The organism is Hirschia sp. (assembly GCF_058892565.1).
This window is the reverse complement of record NZ_JBZXVU010000007.1, coordinates 1-13,760: the sequence shown is the minus strand read 5'-3', so window position 1 is coordinate 13,760 and position 13,760 is coordinate 1. Positions and strand designations below refer to the sequence as shown.

General features: G+C 45.3%; 14 protein-coding genes. 4 read left to right on the top strand and 10 right to left on the bottom strand.

Annotated elements, in window-relative coordinates:
- Positions 1-40: 40 nt before the first annotated feature.
- Entirely contained in the window at positions 41-619 is a 579-nt protein-coding gene (locus AC5EF3_RS02595) for a TetR/AcrR family transcriptional regulator (RefSeq protein ID WP_493546914.1), read from the bottom strand.
- Positions 620-685: 66 nt separating this feature from the next.
- Here AC5EF3_RS02595 and AC5EF3_RS02590 point away from each other — a divergent pair, with 66 nt between their 5' ends.
- Complete coding sequence (locus AC5EF3_RS02590) at positions 686-1,093, top strand: RidA family protein (protein WP_493546913.1); 408 nt, start codon at positions 686-688, stop codon at positions 1,091-1,093.
- Between the two features lie 212 nt (positions 1,094-1,305).
- Here AC5EF3_RS02590 and AC5EF3_RS02585 read toward each other — a convergent pair whose 3' ends face one another.
- Both AC5EF3_RS02585 and AC5EF3_RS02580 read right to left on the bottom strand, forming a co-directional pair.
- Positions 1,306-1,641: a hypothetical protein gene (locus AC5EF3_RS02585; protein ID WP_493546912.1), complete on the bottom strand. Its 336-nt coding sequence runs from the start codon at positions 1,639-1,641 to the stop codon at positions 1,306-1,308.
- 95 nt (positions 1,642-1,736) lie between these two features.
- On the bottom strand, positions 1,737-2,621 hold the full coding sequence (locus AC5EF3_RS02580) for an ArgP/LysG family DNA-binding transcriptional regulator (RefSeq protein ID WP_493546911.1): 885 nt from the start codon (positions 2,619-2,621) through the stop codon (positions 1,737-1,739).
- Between the two features lie 86 nt (positions 2,622-2,707).
- Here AC5EF3_RS02580 and AC5EF3_RS02575 point away from each other — a divergent pair, with 86 nt between their 5' ends.
- The 3 genes from AC5EF3_RS02575 to AC5EF3_RS02565 all read left to right on the top strand — a co-directional run bounded on the left by AC5EF3_RS02575 (position 2,708) and on the right by AC5EF3_RS02565 (position 4,832).
- Entirely contained in the window at positions 2,708-3,304 is a 597-nt protein-coding gene (locus tag AC5EF3_RS02575) for a LysE/ArgO family amino acid transporter (protein WP_493546910.1), read from the top strand.
- 50 nt (positions 3,305-3,354) lie between these two features.
- Entirely contained in the window at positions 3,355-4,065 is a 711-nt protein-coding gene (gene arsH / locus AC5EF3_RS02570) for an arsenical resistance protein ArsH (protein WP_493546909.1), read from the top strand.
- Between the two features lie 146 nt (positions 4,066-4,211).
- Positions 4,212-4,832: a glutaredoxin domain-containing protein gene (locus AC5EF3_RS02565; protein WP_493546908.1), complete on the top strand. Its 621-nt coding sequence runs from the start codon at positions 4,212-4,214 to the stop codon at positions 4,830-4,832.
- A gap of 247 nt (positions 4,833-5,079) precedes the next feature.
- On the opposite strand, the gene AC5EF3_RS02560 is transcribed toward AC5EF3_RS02565, so the two are convergent.
- The 7 genes from AC5EF3_RS02560 to AC5EF3_RS02530 form a co-directional block, all read right to left on the bottom strand.
- A complete protein-coding gene (locus AC5EF3_RS02560; RefSeq protein WP_493546907.1) occupies positions 5,080-6,735 on the bottom strand; it encodes a P-loop ATPase, Sll1717 family in 1,656 nt (551 codons plus the stop codon).
- Positions 6,736-6,912: 177 nt separating this feature from the next.
- Complete coding sequence (locus tag AC5EF3_RS02555; RefSeq protein WP_493546906.1) at positions 6,913-8,463, bottom strand: GNAT family N-acetyltransferase; 1,551 nt, start codon at positions 8,461-8,463, stop codon at positions 6,913-6,915.
- A 214-nt stretch (positions 8,464-8,677) separates the two neighbouring features.
- On the bottom strand, positions 8,678-9,985 hold the full coding sequence (locus tag AC5EF3_RS02550; RefSeq protein WP_493546905.1) for a JmjC domain-containing protein: 1,308 nt from the start codon (positions 9,983-9,985) through the stop codon (positions 8,678-8,680).
- Between the two features lie 127 nt (positions 9,986-10,112).
- Positions 10,113-10,502 (bottom strand): hypothetical protein, encoded by a 390-nt coding sequence (locus AC5EF3_RS02545; protein ID WP_493546904.1) that lies wholly within the window; start codon positions 10,500-10,502, stop codon positions 10,113-10,115.
- A gap of 111 nt (positions 10,503-10,613) precedes the next feature.
- Positions 10,614-10,823 carry a SlyX family protein gene (locus tag AC5EF3_RS02540; protein WP_493546903.1) on the bottom strand — a complete coding sequence of 70 codons (210 nt, stop codon included), beginning with the start codon at positions 10,821-10,823 and terminating at the stop codon, positions 10,614-10,616.
- Between the two features lie 125 nt (positions 10,824-10,948).
- Positions 10,949-12,481, bottom strand: a complete 1,533-nt coding sequence (locus tag AC5EF3_RS02535) for a hypothetical protein (RefSeq protein ID WP_493546902.1) — start codon at positions 12,479-12,481, stop codon at positions 10,949-10,951.
- 610 nt (positions 12,482-13,091) lie between these two features.
- Complete coding sequence (locus AC5EF3_RS02530; protein ID WP_493546901.1) at positions 13,092-13,352, bottom strand: DUF6440 family protein; 261 nt, start codon at positions 13,350-13,352, stop codon at positions 13,092-13,094.
- Positions 13,353-13,760 lie beyond the last annotated feature (408 nt).

Genomic DNA, 13,760 nt, shown 5'->3' with positions numbered 1-13,760 from the left:
AATTTGGCAATTAAGGTCAGACAGAAAATACCCCAACTCATCACGTCACAATCGTCTTTATCACGCTGACGATTTGGTCTGTGGTGGGTGTGGTGCCTGTGTGGCCGGTGGTGTAGGCGAGGGTGATGCCATCTAGTAGGCCGACGCATGTGTTGATCGCGGCTGTATCGGTTGAATTGGTGATTAAACCAACGAAAAACTCTATGGGACGACGCCCTGCTTTTGAAAGGCGGGTTGCGATGTCTGTCAGCTCTTGGTCGCGGGAGGCGATTAGGGTGAGTTCTATGCGGGCTAAAAATAGGTCCCGCGCTTCATCGACTGTAGTGATTAATTGTTTGGCGACATGATCTATGGCGGCGTCTATACCATTGCGTGCAGCAAGGTCGGCAAAGCTGATTTGTAGAGCGTCGCAGTCTTTCTCTAGTTCTTGTGCGAGGTGTTCTGCGGCGGCGCGTAAGAGGTCGTTTTTCTTGGGGTAATAATAGGTTGTCGAGCCTTGAGGGATGCTCGCTTCTGTATCGATTGCGCGATGGGTTAGGCCGATAATTCCTTTATCTGACAATAGTTTAACTGCTGTTTGTAGTATGAGCAGGCGGCGGTCTGGCTTTGATCTTGACATAAAACCTCTACAAATGTAGTGAAAATTACTACGGATGATCTTTAACTCTATATGGTAATTTAAAAGATGACACAAACACTTCAGCGTTTGAACCCTGCGTCTATGCCTGATGCTGGGCAGATGGGGTATTCTCAAATCACAACTGTGGAGCCGGGAAGATTGGCTTTTATTTCTGGGCAAGTGGCGTGGCGCGCGGATGGTGCCACCCCGCCAGATAGCCTTGAGGAGCAGACGCGGCTGGTGTGTGCAAATGCGAAAACGGCGCTGGAAGCTATTGGGGCAAGCACGCAAGATTTGGCGATGGTGCGCGTATATATGACGGATTTAACGCCGGAGCGTTTGGATGCAGCGTTCCCAATAGTGGTGGGATGGTTTGATGGGGCTGCGCCTAGCTTGACGGGTGTGGGTGTGTCGGCATTGGCGGGCGTGGGGCTTCAGATTGAAATAGAAATGACTGTCCGCTTGCCGGAATAGATTGTTTTTAAAGAAAAAATAAGCGGCATGCACTTGAACGGGGGTTATTAAGTGCATGCCGCTTTTTTAAATCCATACAGTTCACATGGGGCAATTGAAACTGCGTGGAAAGTTTGCAACCCAGATATTGGTTTATAGGGAGGAAGCAATATCTGGGTGCGGGGGTCTCTAGCGGAACCATGGGGGACAAAACCGCTAGAAATTAGAATGCACTAATGGCGATGAACAGCTAAGTGCGTGTAGTCTTTGGGGCTGTAAGTGACCGGTTTGTTATCGCGGATAACCTCTTTTTTGATGCTCGGTTTTTGCGGCACAACTTTGGTTACGATAATGGCTTGGGCCGGAATGATGACCATTTTTTTCACGTGGGTGTGTTGACCTTGGGAGACGACGTGGCGGTGTGAATTCTTTATTTTCACTGGCGATGAAGTCATAGCTGTCGGTGTGTTCACCACGATGTTGATCGCAGTGTCTGCTATAGCGGGCGCCGTGAATGCCATGCTGATCGCGCTTGCGACAATGAGTGATTTTATAGACTTCAAAGACATGAAAGCCTCCTTGGGGTGCCTGATATAAGTCAAACGGGAGAGGCGCTGAGAATCCGTCGCAGAAAATAAACTTTTTTAGAAGTCTTTGATTTTACTTAAATAATTGGTTTGAGAGTTTGTTTTGCGCTGGAACGAATGGCCTGGTTTAGCGGTGCTAAGGCTTTGCTTGCCGAGCGTAACCAACGCCATACAAGCTGTGTATCCAATTCTGCGTTCTCGCGCAGGAGGGCAAGACGTTTATCGGCAAGATAAGGGGCGACTGTTTCTTTGGGGAGCATGCCCCAGCCAAGTCCGGTTAGGCATCCATCAATGAAGACGCTAAAGCTTGGAAGTTTGTGAATGGGGAGGCGGATATTCTTTTCGATATATTGCGCAACCCATTTATCTTGCAAATGATCATGAGGAGAAAACCGCAAACTGGGCGCGGATAACAGGCTGGATTTGGATACGCCTTGAGAGAAATGCTTGGCAATGAATGCAGGGCTGGCGCAGGGCACATAAGGCATATTCCCAAGGTATAGCTCATCGCATCCGGCAATCGTGTGTTCCTTCATACCAAGCGCGCCGACAACTTCGCCGCTTTTGAGGAGTTCGCTGGTCACTTCTTGATCTTCGATGATAACATCAAAGAGAAATTCGTCGCTATTTTGAGCCAAAGCAGACATGAACCATGTGCCTAAACTATCAGCATTTACAGCGATGCGGACGGTGACACGATCGGTGGAATGAATGCCAAGATCGCGGGTGAGTTCGCGCTCTAAAAGGGCGATAGTCTGCAGATATACATGTACTTTTTCGCCTGCAGGTGTGGCTGTGCAGGGGGATGCTCGGCGGATGAGAATGGTGCCAAGTTGGTCCTCTAACAGCTTGACGCGATGGGAGACTGCGGACGGTGTGAGGCCCAATTGGGTCGCGGCAATTTCAAAGCTACCAGTCTGGATAACAGCGGCAACAGCGCGGGCGGCTTTGGTGGAAATCATGCCTGAATTATTTTCATCTAAGATTAAATTTATGAGTTTTATTAATTTGAAAAACGCGCTTAGTCAAACCCTCGGAGGTGCCGATTATGAGTGCAATGCTGACTGGGTTTTCTTTAAGTTTGAGTTTGATTATTGGATTGGGCGCGCAAAATGCGTTCATTCTGCGTCAAGGTATGCGCCGTGAACATGTGCTTCCAGTGGTGCTTGTCTGTGCCATCTCTGACGCTATTTTGTTGATCGCCGGTGCTGTTGGTTTCGGGTTATTGGTGAAACAGTCTCCAAATATTGTGGAAATATTTCGATATGTCGGAGTTGGGTTCTTAATTGTGTATGGCGGCTTGAAATTTCACTCAGCCTGGCAGGGCTCTGATGGAATGGATTTGTCAGAGAAGACACCGACTTTGCTTTTGCCGACTGTTTTGACGGCGATTGCTCTGACATGGCTGAACCCGCATGTGTATCTGGAAACTGTTATGTTGATGGGATCATTGGCATCGCAATCTGAAGATAAATTATCTTTCACGATTGGTGCGATTATGTCGTCGTTTTTCTTCTTTTTCTCTTTTGGATATGGCGCACGTTTATTGACGCCGCTTTTCGTCAAACCAATTTCTTGGCGCTATCTTGATTTTGGCGTTGGTGTTTTGATGTGGATCATCGCGGCTAAGGTCTGGTTTCATTAAACGCCAAGCATTATGTGTTACCAATATGGATAATGCTTTGATGGATTAAAATGAAAAACCTAGTTGAAAAAGTTGTGGATGTGCCGAGTTTGGAAAAACTGAAAGTGGCACAGCCTTCCACACATAAACCACGCATATTATTGCTTTATGGCGCATTGAGAAAAGAATCTTACAGTCGCCGCGTGGTGGAAGAAAGTGCGCAATTGCTTGAGCGCTTTGGTGCGGAAACGAAGATTTTTAATCCTAAAGGTCTGCCACTTGTGGATGATGAGGGCGCGGACGCCAATCATCCCAAGGTGAAAGAATTGCTCGACCTTGTCCAATGGTCTGAAGGGCAGGTTTGGTGCTCGCCTGAACGTCATGGTGCAATGTCTGGCGTGATGAAAACACAGATAGATTGGATACCGCTTTCTATGGGCGCTGTGCGGCCCACACAAGGCAAAACACTAGCTGTGATGCAGGTTGAAGGCGGGTCTCAATCGTTTAACACGGTCAATCAATTGCGTGTGCTGGGACGGTGGATGCGGATGCTGGTTATCCCTAATCAATCCTCTGTGGCGCGGGCCTATACTGAATTTGACGAAGAAGGGCGTATGAAGGATTCCTCTTTCTATGAGCGCATTGTTGATGTGCTTGAAGAGTTGGTGAAATTCACATTGCTAACCCGTGATAATAAAGATTATCTTGTCAGTCGGTATTCAGAACGCAAAGCAGCAGCCGAAAAAGAAGAATTGCATTCTGAGACCCTGAAAGGGATGTAGCAGATTTGGTTTATCCGTTGCGGACTTGCCGCAAGGGCATGCTCGCAAAGGTGTGATTGTGCTTGATTTGATGCTTGTGAGCGTGCCTATTATGTAAGGCTTATTGAATTTTACGATAAGCAAAATATGCGAAATGGAGCACTGAAATGAGCAAGTTTGCTAAAATGCCAACCACATATAGCAAACAGCCCTCAAAGCTGCTCGTCTATCGCTGGGGCGGTGCGTTTGGGCCGTTTAAGGTCAATATTCCATGTGGTGAATGCACATTGACCAAGGATATCATCGAGACAACGCTAGAAGATGAGCTGAGCGGCACGCATGTTGAGGTGGAATATAAAGATTGGCTGACACATTTGCCGGAAGCCATTTTAAAGGGGGCGCGGCATGCGCCAGCTGTTTTGCTCAATGGCAAGGTGATTTCCCAAGGCGTTGCGATTAATCGCGGTACATTAGCAGCGGCTGTGATGGTGGATCATGTGGACCGCTATCCGATTGAAGGCAATCATGTTTTCGGCAAGAAAAACTGCGGCTACTGCACGAAGGCAAAGGAATTTTTGGACGCCCAAGGCATTCAATACACCTATCATGACGTGGTGGAAAATCCCGCAGCGCTTTATGAAATGATCACGCGCGCCAAACAAAATGTTGGCGGCAAAACCCCGATCACGACACCGCAAATCTGGCTCGATGGTCGCTATATTGGTGGGTATGATAAGCTGGTTGAGACATTTGATAAGGTTGAAGAGGTCGCGGCAGGCGCAGCTTAACTGCTTATCGGGCGTGTCTTCTCGCTGTTGGATGCGCCGCACAGCAAACTTATCCCACACGCACAAGACAAGACATATGATGCTCTTCATCGCAACAGGCATGAAATGGACATGCTGGGGCGATGAAGATGTTTGACATTGTGAGTTTTAGAGGCGGGGTGTGTGAATAGCTGTGGAGTGCATTCGCTGGCGCTTTGCACTCCACTGATACTCTTAGGAGTGTAGTGAAGAGAAATATAAAGGCTGTCTAAAACAATTCATGATTTGTATTGTCGGTGTTTTGCTTCGGAATACGGGATTTTGTACTGAATTTATCAAATAGTGCAGGATGAATACAAATGTTTGCTAGGTTGGGTAGGGATGTATGACCTTCAAAGTAATACAAATGGTTTTTGGGTTTTGGAACACACCCAATCACGCCATGGAAGTATAACAACTCCAATAGGTCTCCCATCTTCATACTTTTTAAAATAGTTTCAGCGGAGGTATGTGTTTGTGATTGCTCTTTCAGTCTTGAATGAAGCTCTATAAATGTGAATTCTCTCCAGAAGCCCGATAGTAATGACTCTACGCCTGATATGATACTTGGACTGGCAGATGCAGCAAGTTGGGCTTGTATTTCACTCCAACTTTTGTTGGCATATACGGTTTTGGATTGGTCGATAAGGCTCATTGAAAATTCACGACTATCACCATTGATCGTTTGGCAAGATTTTAAAAGTCTAACGATGTCTCTCGGCTTGAGCCAAGTAAGCCGTAATAAATCCTTTGGAGCAAGTTCTTTTGATTTGGTTTGTTTGAAGTATTTATTCCAAATTAATCGGTAGTCTCTATCGTAGTCATCACTAGTCATTCCACGTTTCGTCTCAGAATATGCAATTTTTTTGCAAATCATTTTAATCAGAGGATGATCTAGGTTTTTTGCTCCGTACTCACCCCAAGTCATGTGAATTCCCAGTTGTTCTAACAAGTGATGTATTTCCTTGCCCAACCGGTTCACTGACCTAAGAACTTCTGAACGGATAGCTGCGGAATAAAATACATTTCGAGTTTCAGCTGGCACTAAACGATTTACGTTGTAAATCGCGACGATGAGGTCACGGATAAGAATACAATCCAAATCAAATGATTTTCCAGAACCAACACGCGGATCTATTTCATCAAACATGAGATAATATTTCTTTGTTGAAAATGTTAATTTCTTATAAGAGTTGCTTATATCTTCAACGAATTCATTAAACTTTGAAAAGTCTTCGGTTCCACCCGTGAAGTGTAATTCCATTTCTGCACTTGGGGTCGTTGAAATTTTAGTTTTTATATTGGTTACTTTTGGAACCAACCTTGCGAACCGAGAGAATATTGAATTCTCAGATATTTTTTTTAGTTTAGACTGGAATTTTTCAAAGGCATCATTTTTTTCAACAATGTCCGGGGTTTTTAGAGCATTTTCTAAAAATTTTCTGAATATTAGGTATGTCCACAAAGGCTCGTAGTTTAAGTCTCGAAAGATGTTGATGTCGGGCAAAGCCTCTTTGTTTTGCCTCTTTATTGTGACGTACTCCGTTATATCTTCATAAATTGCTTCAGGAAAATCTTTAGAAAACCTATAAAGGTCGAAATGTCTATTTTCCTCTTTAGACCTCGAGTAATTTTCACCGATATATCTTAGAAATGCAGTCTTTCCTACACCTTTTTGACCGTAAACAAAGCTCTTTCTGCCATCTAGAAATTGAGTTATTTCTTCTTCGTTCCGTACGAAATAGGATCCTAGAAAGTCCTTAATTGCAGCATTGCCTCCAGTATCTATTTCGATGGTGGAGTCTATTTCACCGATATAAATATCTTTAATCGACAGCTTCAGAGAGTTTTTTAATTTAGCGGATTTATTGGTCTGTTTAGCCATACTTATAGTCCCCAACTATAATAAAGTTCTCTTTTAACTAGATTGCAAAAGGGGGGGGGTGCAATATTTTTTTGGGGGAGTTTTGCACAATTTTAACGTGTTGGATGCGTTTTTAGTTGTGTGATTGCCTCCCGTTTTGGTATTGCGCAGCTGTGTTGAGCGCAATAAACTTTACGGTTATCTTTTCCATTTGATTTGGTAGAGGTCGAGGCGGCGGTCTTTTAGGTTTTGCACTGTGCCGGATTTGCGCGATGCGATCAGGGTTTCGATGTTGAGATCTGACATCACGACCATTTCTGTATTTGGGGCCGATGTGGCGGCGATACCATCACGGGCAAAGGGGAAATCACACGGGGTTAAAATACAGGACTCAGCATAGTTGATGTCCATATTTTTGACATTGGGCATATTGCCGACAGTGCCGGCCATGACGACATAAATCTGGTTTTCAATCGCGCGCGCTGCTGAACAATAGCGCACACGATTATAGCCTTGGCGGTCATCTGTGCTGAAGGGCACGAATAAAATATTGATGCCTTGATCTGTGAGGTTTCGGGCAAGTTCTGGAAATTCAGAATCGTAACATACGTTGACGCCGATTGTGCCGCAGTCTGTTTCTATCGCGGCGAGTGAGTTGCCGCCATGAATATTGCACCAATATTGTTCGGACGGGGTGATATGGATTTTAGGCTGTGTGTGGATTGAGCCATCACGCAGGAAGACAAAAGCCATATTATATATTTCGCCCGATTCCACGCGTGTGGGATGGGTGCCGCCGATTATATTGATATTATAGGAGACCGCCATTTCGCTCATGGCTTCGACAAAAGCGTCGGTGAGTGTGGTGAGGTATTCTATGTTTTCGCTGCTGGATGTCTGGTCTTTGCTCAATGAAATCAGCGGCATGGTCAGAAATTCTGGAAAGCAGACGAAATCGGAGCGATAGTCAGAGGCGACATCGACGAAATATTCCACTTGTCCCATGAATTCCTCAAAGGAATTGACTTTGCGCATTTGGAATTGGACGGAACACACACGCACATTTGAAATGTTCAAATTGGGCGATAGGGATGTGCGGGGTTGGGTTTCATCATAAAGCGGGTTTTCCCAGAGCATGAGACAGGCATTTCCACCTGATTCTAGATCTAGCGGGGAGTAGTTTCGTAAGACTTTGATGAATTTGAAATTGTTTCTGATCTGAAAGCCAATGACATTGTCTTTAATCTGCTTATCAAGCACCATTTCGACGTATTTTTCAGGGGTTTTGGCTTGTTTGCGTCGCTTGGCATAATTGGGCATGCGGCCGCCAAAGCAGATACCTTTTAGGCCAAGTTGGGTGCATAATTGTTTGCGGGCATCATAGAGGCGCTGTCCAATTCGCATACCACGAAAATCAGGGTCGACCGTGACCTCCATTCCATAAAGGAATTCACCTTCTGGATTGTGACGCGAGCCAAACCCGCCGCCAGTTATTTCGTCATAAGTGTGATCTTTGAGCGCTAAGTCTTCGCTGACGATACATGTTGCGCAATGGCCGATAATCTTATCGCCATCGAGGACGACAAATTGTCCTTCGGGGAAGTTTTTGAGCTGAGCAGCTAAGTTCTCTTTGGAAAAACAATATTGTTCGTCATAAATTTTTGTGTTGAGCGCATAGACTTGTGCAATGTCGGCTCTTGTAAAATTGCGAAGCGAGATATTGGCTTTTTGGATGCTATTGCTGCTCATGAGAGGGTGCTTTGAGATGAGTGAATGGAGGGGTAAATGGGGTATTTCCATGCAAGGAAAAACAGGCATTAAAACGCCATATACTCTCAAATATGGGCTGCGTATATACTGTATTTTCGTGTTGTCTAAAATTTGGTCGAGCGAGCATAAGTGCGCCTTGATGAAAGAGGGGCTGCACCAAGCATTGTATCGAATTATGCGTTGCGATAGCAGCCTATATGATTTCTAACACCCTGTTTTTATAGAGTGTTTGGAGGTGTGCGCCAATCTCTGGAATCGTGGGGGCATTGGGCGCTGTATTCCATGATATCACATCTGGAACAGAAAAACTTCCCGAATGGGACGCCATTCTTTCTAGGATAGGCGCGGCGTTTTGGGGGAAATTCAAAATTCCATTATCGCAAGGCACGGCCAGTTGGTCAGCTGTTTGGATAAAGCGGAGCGATTTGCCGACAACGCGAAATCTGTTTTCAGGGCTGAGTGGGCGCAATGGCATGTCGGGATCTGGCTGCCATCCCGTATATGGGTTTTGGGTTAGAGACTCCAACCAAGCTGTGTTGATGGTGTCGGTTTGGTCGATAAAGTTTTGCGCTTTTTTATGGAATTCATCTAAGCGGTCACGCAGATAGGATTTGATATTTTCGGGTGTCTCGCCGGTGATATTATCGAGCGTGACAGGTGGGCCGCCGCGCCAGTTTTCGTCGTGGGATAAATGCTCTAAAAATAGAGGTGCGAGCTGATCGGAAAAATTACGCGGCGCGAAATATAAATTCAGCGCCAATGAAAATCCAATGCCTTTGGCGGCATGCCAAGCACCTGCTGGCAAACAGAGCAAATCGCCTGGATTGAGTTCGACTTCTTCAAATTCCAAACCATCGGGCGGGGTGCCTGTATCTATATTGGCGGGTTCAACGCGGCCATCTTTCAAGACGGCATTATTATCGGGCCATGCTTGGGCGGGTGTGGTGGAATATATCCAGCGCTTTTTTCCTGCGATTTGCAAAGTGGTGGCGATGCGTTTGTCATAATGCATGGGCAAGCCGGCACCATCGGGGGAGATATAGCAATTGACGCCGACTGTGCCTGTGAAATTAAGCTGGCTGCGAATGGCCTGTGCCCACCGCGCCAAAGCTGGGTCTGCCATATGGATATTGGTGATGCAGATTGTGGCACCTGCATTTAAAAGCTCACCCACTTGCTTGATATAGACCTGAAACATGGGCTTGCGGCTGCCGTCTTTTTCGCCGCCTGCAAAAGAGGCCATAAGATTAAAGCGCGGGTCTTGGATATTCTCACCTCTAGCGAGGGCGTGACTTAGTTTTTCCCAGCTGAAAATATGCTCAAATTTATTAGCATTTCCCTTGGTGTTAAAGGATTTTTTGGCAAAATAGGAATTGGCAAACTCTTGCCCCGTCATCGGGCTTAGCAATTGTGAGAGTTCATTGCCGCTTGGGAAAGTGGGAGCGTTATCATCTTCGAAATGACCAGCATCCAGCAATGAATTAAAGTCTGTTATCTCCATTGAGGTTTTCCGATCCGCCGACAATTTTTTTAAGCTGGCTTCAGATTTAAACCCAATGAGAAAAATGTTCAACAGCGCAGCAAAAAGGGCGGGGATGAGCCCGCCCTAGACGCAATCTGATAGATGATTAGTGGCGAATGATTTCGTGCACGATTTCACGTGTGGCCGTTTTGACAATGTGATTGATAAGCGGATCATGTCTCACCACTGTTCTTGTGACGACAACACGCTGTGGCGCATGGCGGGAGTCATAGCGGGGCGCATTGTGCGCTTGTGAGACGTACACAGTCTTGCCGCGTGCGTTGTGCGCGTGAGTTGTCTTGACGCGCGTATTTTTTGCGTGGGAGTTGTGTGTCACTTGCACATGCCTGACGACTTTTTGTTTTGCAGGTGTTTGGTGCACCACCACTTTTGTCGGTGTTTTTTGAACATGCGCCGGAGCAGCCAGAGCGGGAACTGCCATTGCCATGCTCAACGCGCCCGTGATGGCCATAGTTTTAATTAGCTTGGTAGACATGAGAACCTCCGTTTTGTTGTTCTATGGAGGTTATACGCACAAGGGGAGGTAAATCCGTCGGTGGGGACTGTGTTTGCCTTTTGGGTGCGGCCCTAAAGGGATGAATGCGCGCTAATAATGGGGCGGTGGCTTGTGGGCTGCTGGTGTGTCTGCGCTGGAGGCGACGCTCTCTTCAACGCGCTCTATCTCGCGCTTGAGCTTTTCAATCAGCTTCCATTGCTGGGTCACTGTCGTGTTCAGCTCTTCAATCGTCTCGTCCTGATAGGCGATCCGCATTTCAAGCGCGTCAAGGCGGCTAAGGGCATCTGAGATATCTGTCATGGGGAGGGTTTAGCGCTGGATAAGGCGCGGGGCAATGGAGAAGAGGGATTGGCGCAAATTTATCCAACACATGCTAAACGGGCGTAAGATGCTCTTCATCGCAACAGGCAGGAGAGATGACAAATTTAAGGTTGATCTTGTATAGATTTTTTTAAATTGGTGTAATGATGTAACAAACGTTCTTTGACTGGGTTCATTAAATTATTGTAGCCTGAGACTTCTTTCATTGCTCGATCACCCGAAGCGATCATTCCAGAAGCGTATCCAGCGTTCACAGCGGTCCCCAATATTTTTTTTTCCAAAGTATTCCAACGAGATTCACCACGAAAAAAATCTTCGCAACTATTATGTAACTCAACTCTCGCATTTTGAGGTATCATATCTTGATATGTTGAGTAGTGAAAGTTTCCAAGGTGCTTTATGGCCTGAATTTGACTTTGACTATGCGGTTCTGAATTGAATGCACTTTGATTTTCCAATATCTCTGGAAGCTCATCCTTGGCGAATGTATAGAACCTTTTGTCCTCCTTTACTTGGTCTAGTTTACCTCTATCAAATTTAGGAACGATCAACTCCTCATAGGTTTTGAAAGATCTAAGAAAACCAAGGAGTTTCCAACATTTCAGTTCTTCTGTTCCTTTCTGATTTTGCGATGCTTTGAGTAAATTTTCGTTAGATGCATCAAAAGCTAATTGCAATATTTTTATATGCTGCAGAGCAGCCCAAGCCAAATAATCGTCATTCACTTTAGTTTTGAGAGTCTCCCATTTTAAAAGGGCATCAAATGATTGTGGCAAGGTATTAAACGAATTTGATAGATCAATTTTAGAGAGACCTCTGGATGCTATCGTAAGGTTGCCGCAGTCTATTTTTTCAACTTTTTCTAGTGAAGATTGTATTTGTTTTTCAACTTTTTCATATTTGTGGATGTGGCAAATTAGCTGGACATTCTTTAAGTAGGTAGTTCCATGAAAAAATATTTGAGATGCGTTGATATTGTCGGCACATGCAATAAGTAATTTCTCGACAAATTTTATGTTTTCCGGGTTTTGGTAAAATGAATTTGGTCTAGATGTTGGTGAAACATCTGTATTAGCGATCAGATTCTGTAGAACTATTTCGCGCACCACCGCATCATTGTGTGAAAGCCCTTTCATGATATTATCGTGCGTATCTTCGGGGTCATCTATATTTATTTCATTTTGTCTATTGCAAGACAGAATGAAGGGTATGGCTTCTACACGGTGAATATTCGCTTGCAGTTCTCTTATGTCATCGTTTGAGATGAATATCGTGTCGCCTTCAATTATTGGAGGTTTTTGGCTAAATCTCATACCTCGTTGAGTTTGATTGAACGACTTTATATATTTGACTACTGAGTTCATTGACTTGGTGTGACGAGAGTCAGTGAACCTCCGCAAAGCCGGGTAAAAACTATTGTAGTGCTCACTCATAGCGATAGAGCTAGCTTTACCGAAGTTGACAAACATATCTGATACGTTTGAAGCGTCAAAGTTGCCGCATTTTAAATTTATCGCTTGAAATGCTGCTTGAGCATCATGCCATGCTTGTCTGGTTGCAACTCCTCCCAGTGTAAAAGCTGCAGCACCAATTGCTGCACCGCCAAATAAAAATGATCTTCGAGATGAGTCTGTCATTTATGTACCTTAGCTAGCTATTAAGTGGGTGGAGGTTTGTACTTTATTTAATTCGATCTTGAATTATTATACGAACTTTTAATAGTGTTTACTCGCCGGCAAGGCTCAAAATGCAACCTGATTAAATAAAAAACAGGAACCATTTTCACGGTTCCTACTTGAAATACAGCCTAAAGTTATCTGTCATCCCAAACTGGATTTGGGATCCACTGTGCTGCTCGACTGGCGTTGACGTGCATGCAAAGTGGTCACGCCAAAACGTTTTTGTGTGAAGTCGCGAGGCCAGTCTTGATTGAGACGTGGATCCCGGATCGCGCTATGCTTGTCCGGGATGACATTTTGAGTGGGTGGCCTTTGGGGCTTCGTCTTATGATGAGGCGTTCGGCTTGGAGCAAAACACTGTCATGCCCGATGAGTTTGCTCATCTGGGTATCCAGCTCGATTATTTCGACGTGTTTGCGCGTTTCAATTTCGGGTGATGGATCCCCAGACGGCAAAGCCGTCGGGGATGACGTTGGTGGAAGGTATTCGCTGGTGCTCAGTATATCATAGGGTGTTTTTGCTTCTCACCGACAAAATATATCGATCAAAGATCGGCTATTTAAGGGAACTATGACGGCTCTTTGGAAGCGCTCTCACAATAAATCGATCCATCTGATTTTAAGCGAGGTGTAATGCCGCCTTTTTGAGGGTTTGCCATGTAGTGGCATCCTGTTTCTGTGTCGATTACGACGTAGTGACTGGCACCTGATGTTCCCCAAATCAAAGGTTTTTGTGTATCGCGAGCGTTAGCGGTTTGATTGCCTAAAGCAAAAGAAGCTACAAGTCCGATGATAAACCCAGTAATAACAAGAAGTTGTTTTCTTTGCATCTCGAAAAATCCCCTCAATAACAAGGAACCACTTTCGCGGTTCCTCTTTAAAATGCAACCTAAAATTATCTGTCATCCCAAACTTGATTTGGGATCCACTGTGCTGCTCGTCTGGCGTTGACGTGTATGTAAAGTGGTCAGGTCAAAACGTTTTGTATGAAGTCGCGAGGCCAGTCTCGATTGAGAAGTGGATCCCGGATCGCGCTTTGCTTGTCCGGGATGACATTGGGATGTGGGTGGCCTTTGGGGCGTCGTCTTATGGTACAGCGGATGTGAGGGGTGAAATCGCCATCGATGCGGGAAAAGCGGGTTTTATTTAATCAATCTGTTTGTGTCTTGCGTGATCATCATGAAGCAGAATTTGGGAATATGGGATAAAATGAAGCCACAATAAGCCCGCATGAGCTT

Bases quoted from the DNA above. Each gene is read 5' to 3' on its own strand.
- AC5EF3_RS02595 (WP_493546914.1), bottom strand. From the start codon at position 619: ATGTCAAGATCAAAGCCAGACCGCCGCCTGCTCATACTACAAACAGCA.
- AC5EF3_RS02590 (WP_493546913.1), top strand. From the start codon at position 686: ATGACACAAACACTTCAGCGTTTGAACCCTGCGTCTATGCCTGATGCT.
- AC5EF3_RS02585 (WP_493546912.1), bottom strand. From the start codon at position 1,641: ATGTCTTTGAAGTCTATAAAATCACTCATTGTCGCAAGCGCGATCAGC.
- AC5EF3_RS02580 (WP_493546911.1), bottom strand. From the start codon at position 2,621: ATGATTTCCACCAAAGCCGCCCGCGCTGTTGCCGCTGTTATCCAGACT.
- AC5EF3_RS02575 (WP_493546910.1), top strand. From the start codon at position 2,708: ATGAGTGCAATGCTGACTGGGTTTTCTTTAAGTTTGAGTTTGATTATT.
- arsH (WP_493546909.1), top strand. From the start codon at position 3,355: ATGAAAAACCTAGTTGAAAAAGTTGTGGATGTGCCGAGTTTGGAAAAA.
- AC5EF3_RS02565 (WP_493546908.1), top strand. From the start codon at position 4,212: ATGAGCAAGTTTGCTAAAATGCCAACCACATATAGCAAACAGCCCTCA.
- AC5EF3_RS02560 (WP_493546907.1), bottom strand. From the start codon at position 6,735: ATGGCTAAACAGACCAATAAATCCGCTAAATTAAAAAACTCTCTGAAG.
- AC5EF3_RS02555 (WP_493546906.1), bottom strand. From the start codon at position 8,463: ATGAGCAGCAATAGCATCCAAAAAGCCAATATCTCGCTTCGCAATTTT.
- AC5EF3_RS02550 (WP_493546905.1), bottom strand. From the start codon at position 9,985: ATGGAGATAACAGACTTTAATTCATTGCTGGATGCTGGTCATTTCGAA.
- AC5EF3_RS02545 (WP_493546904.1), bottom strand. From the start codon at position 10,502: ATGTCTACCAAGCTAATTAAAACTATGGCCATCACGGGCGCGTTGAGC.
- AC5EF3_RS02540 (WP_493546903.1), bottom strand. From the start codon at position 10,823: ATGACAGATATCTCAGATGCCCTTAGCCGCCTTGACGCGCTTGAAATG.
- AC5EF3_RS02535 (WP_493546902.1), bottom strand. From the start codon at position 12,481: ATGACAGACTCATCTCGAAGATCATTTTTATTTGGCGGTGCAGCAATT.
- AC5EF3_RS02530 (WP_493546901.1), bottom strand. From the start codon at position 13,352: ATGCAAAGAAAACAACTTCTTGTTATTACTGGGTTTATCATCGGACTT.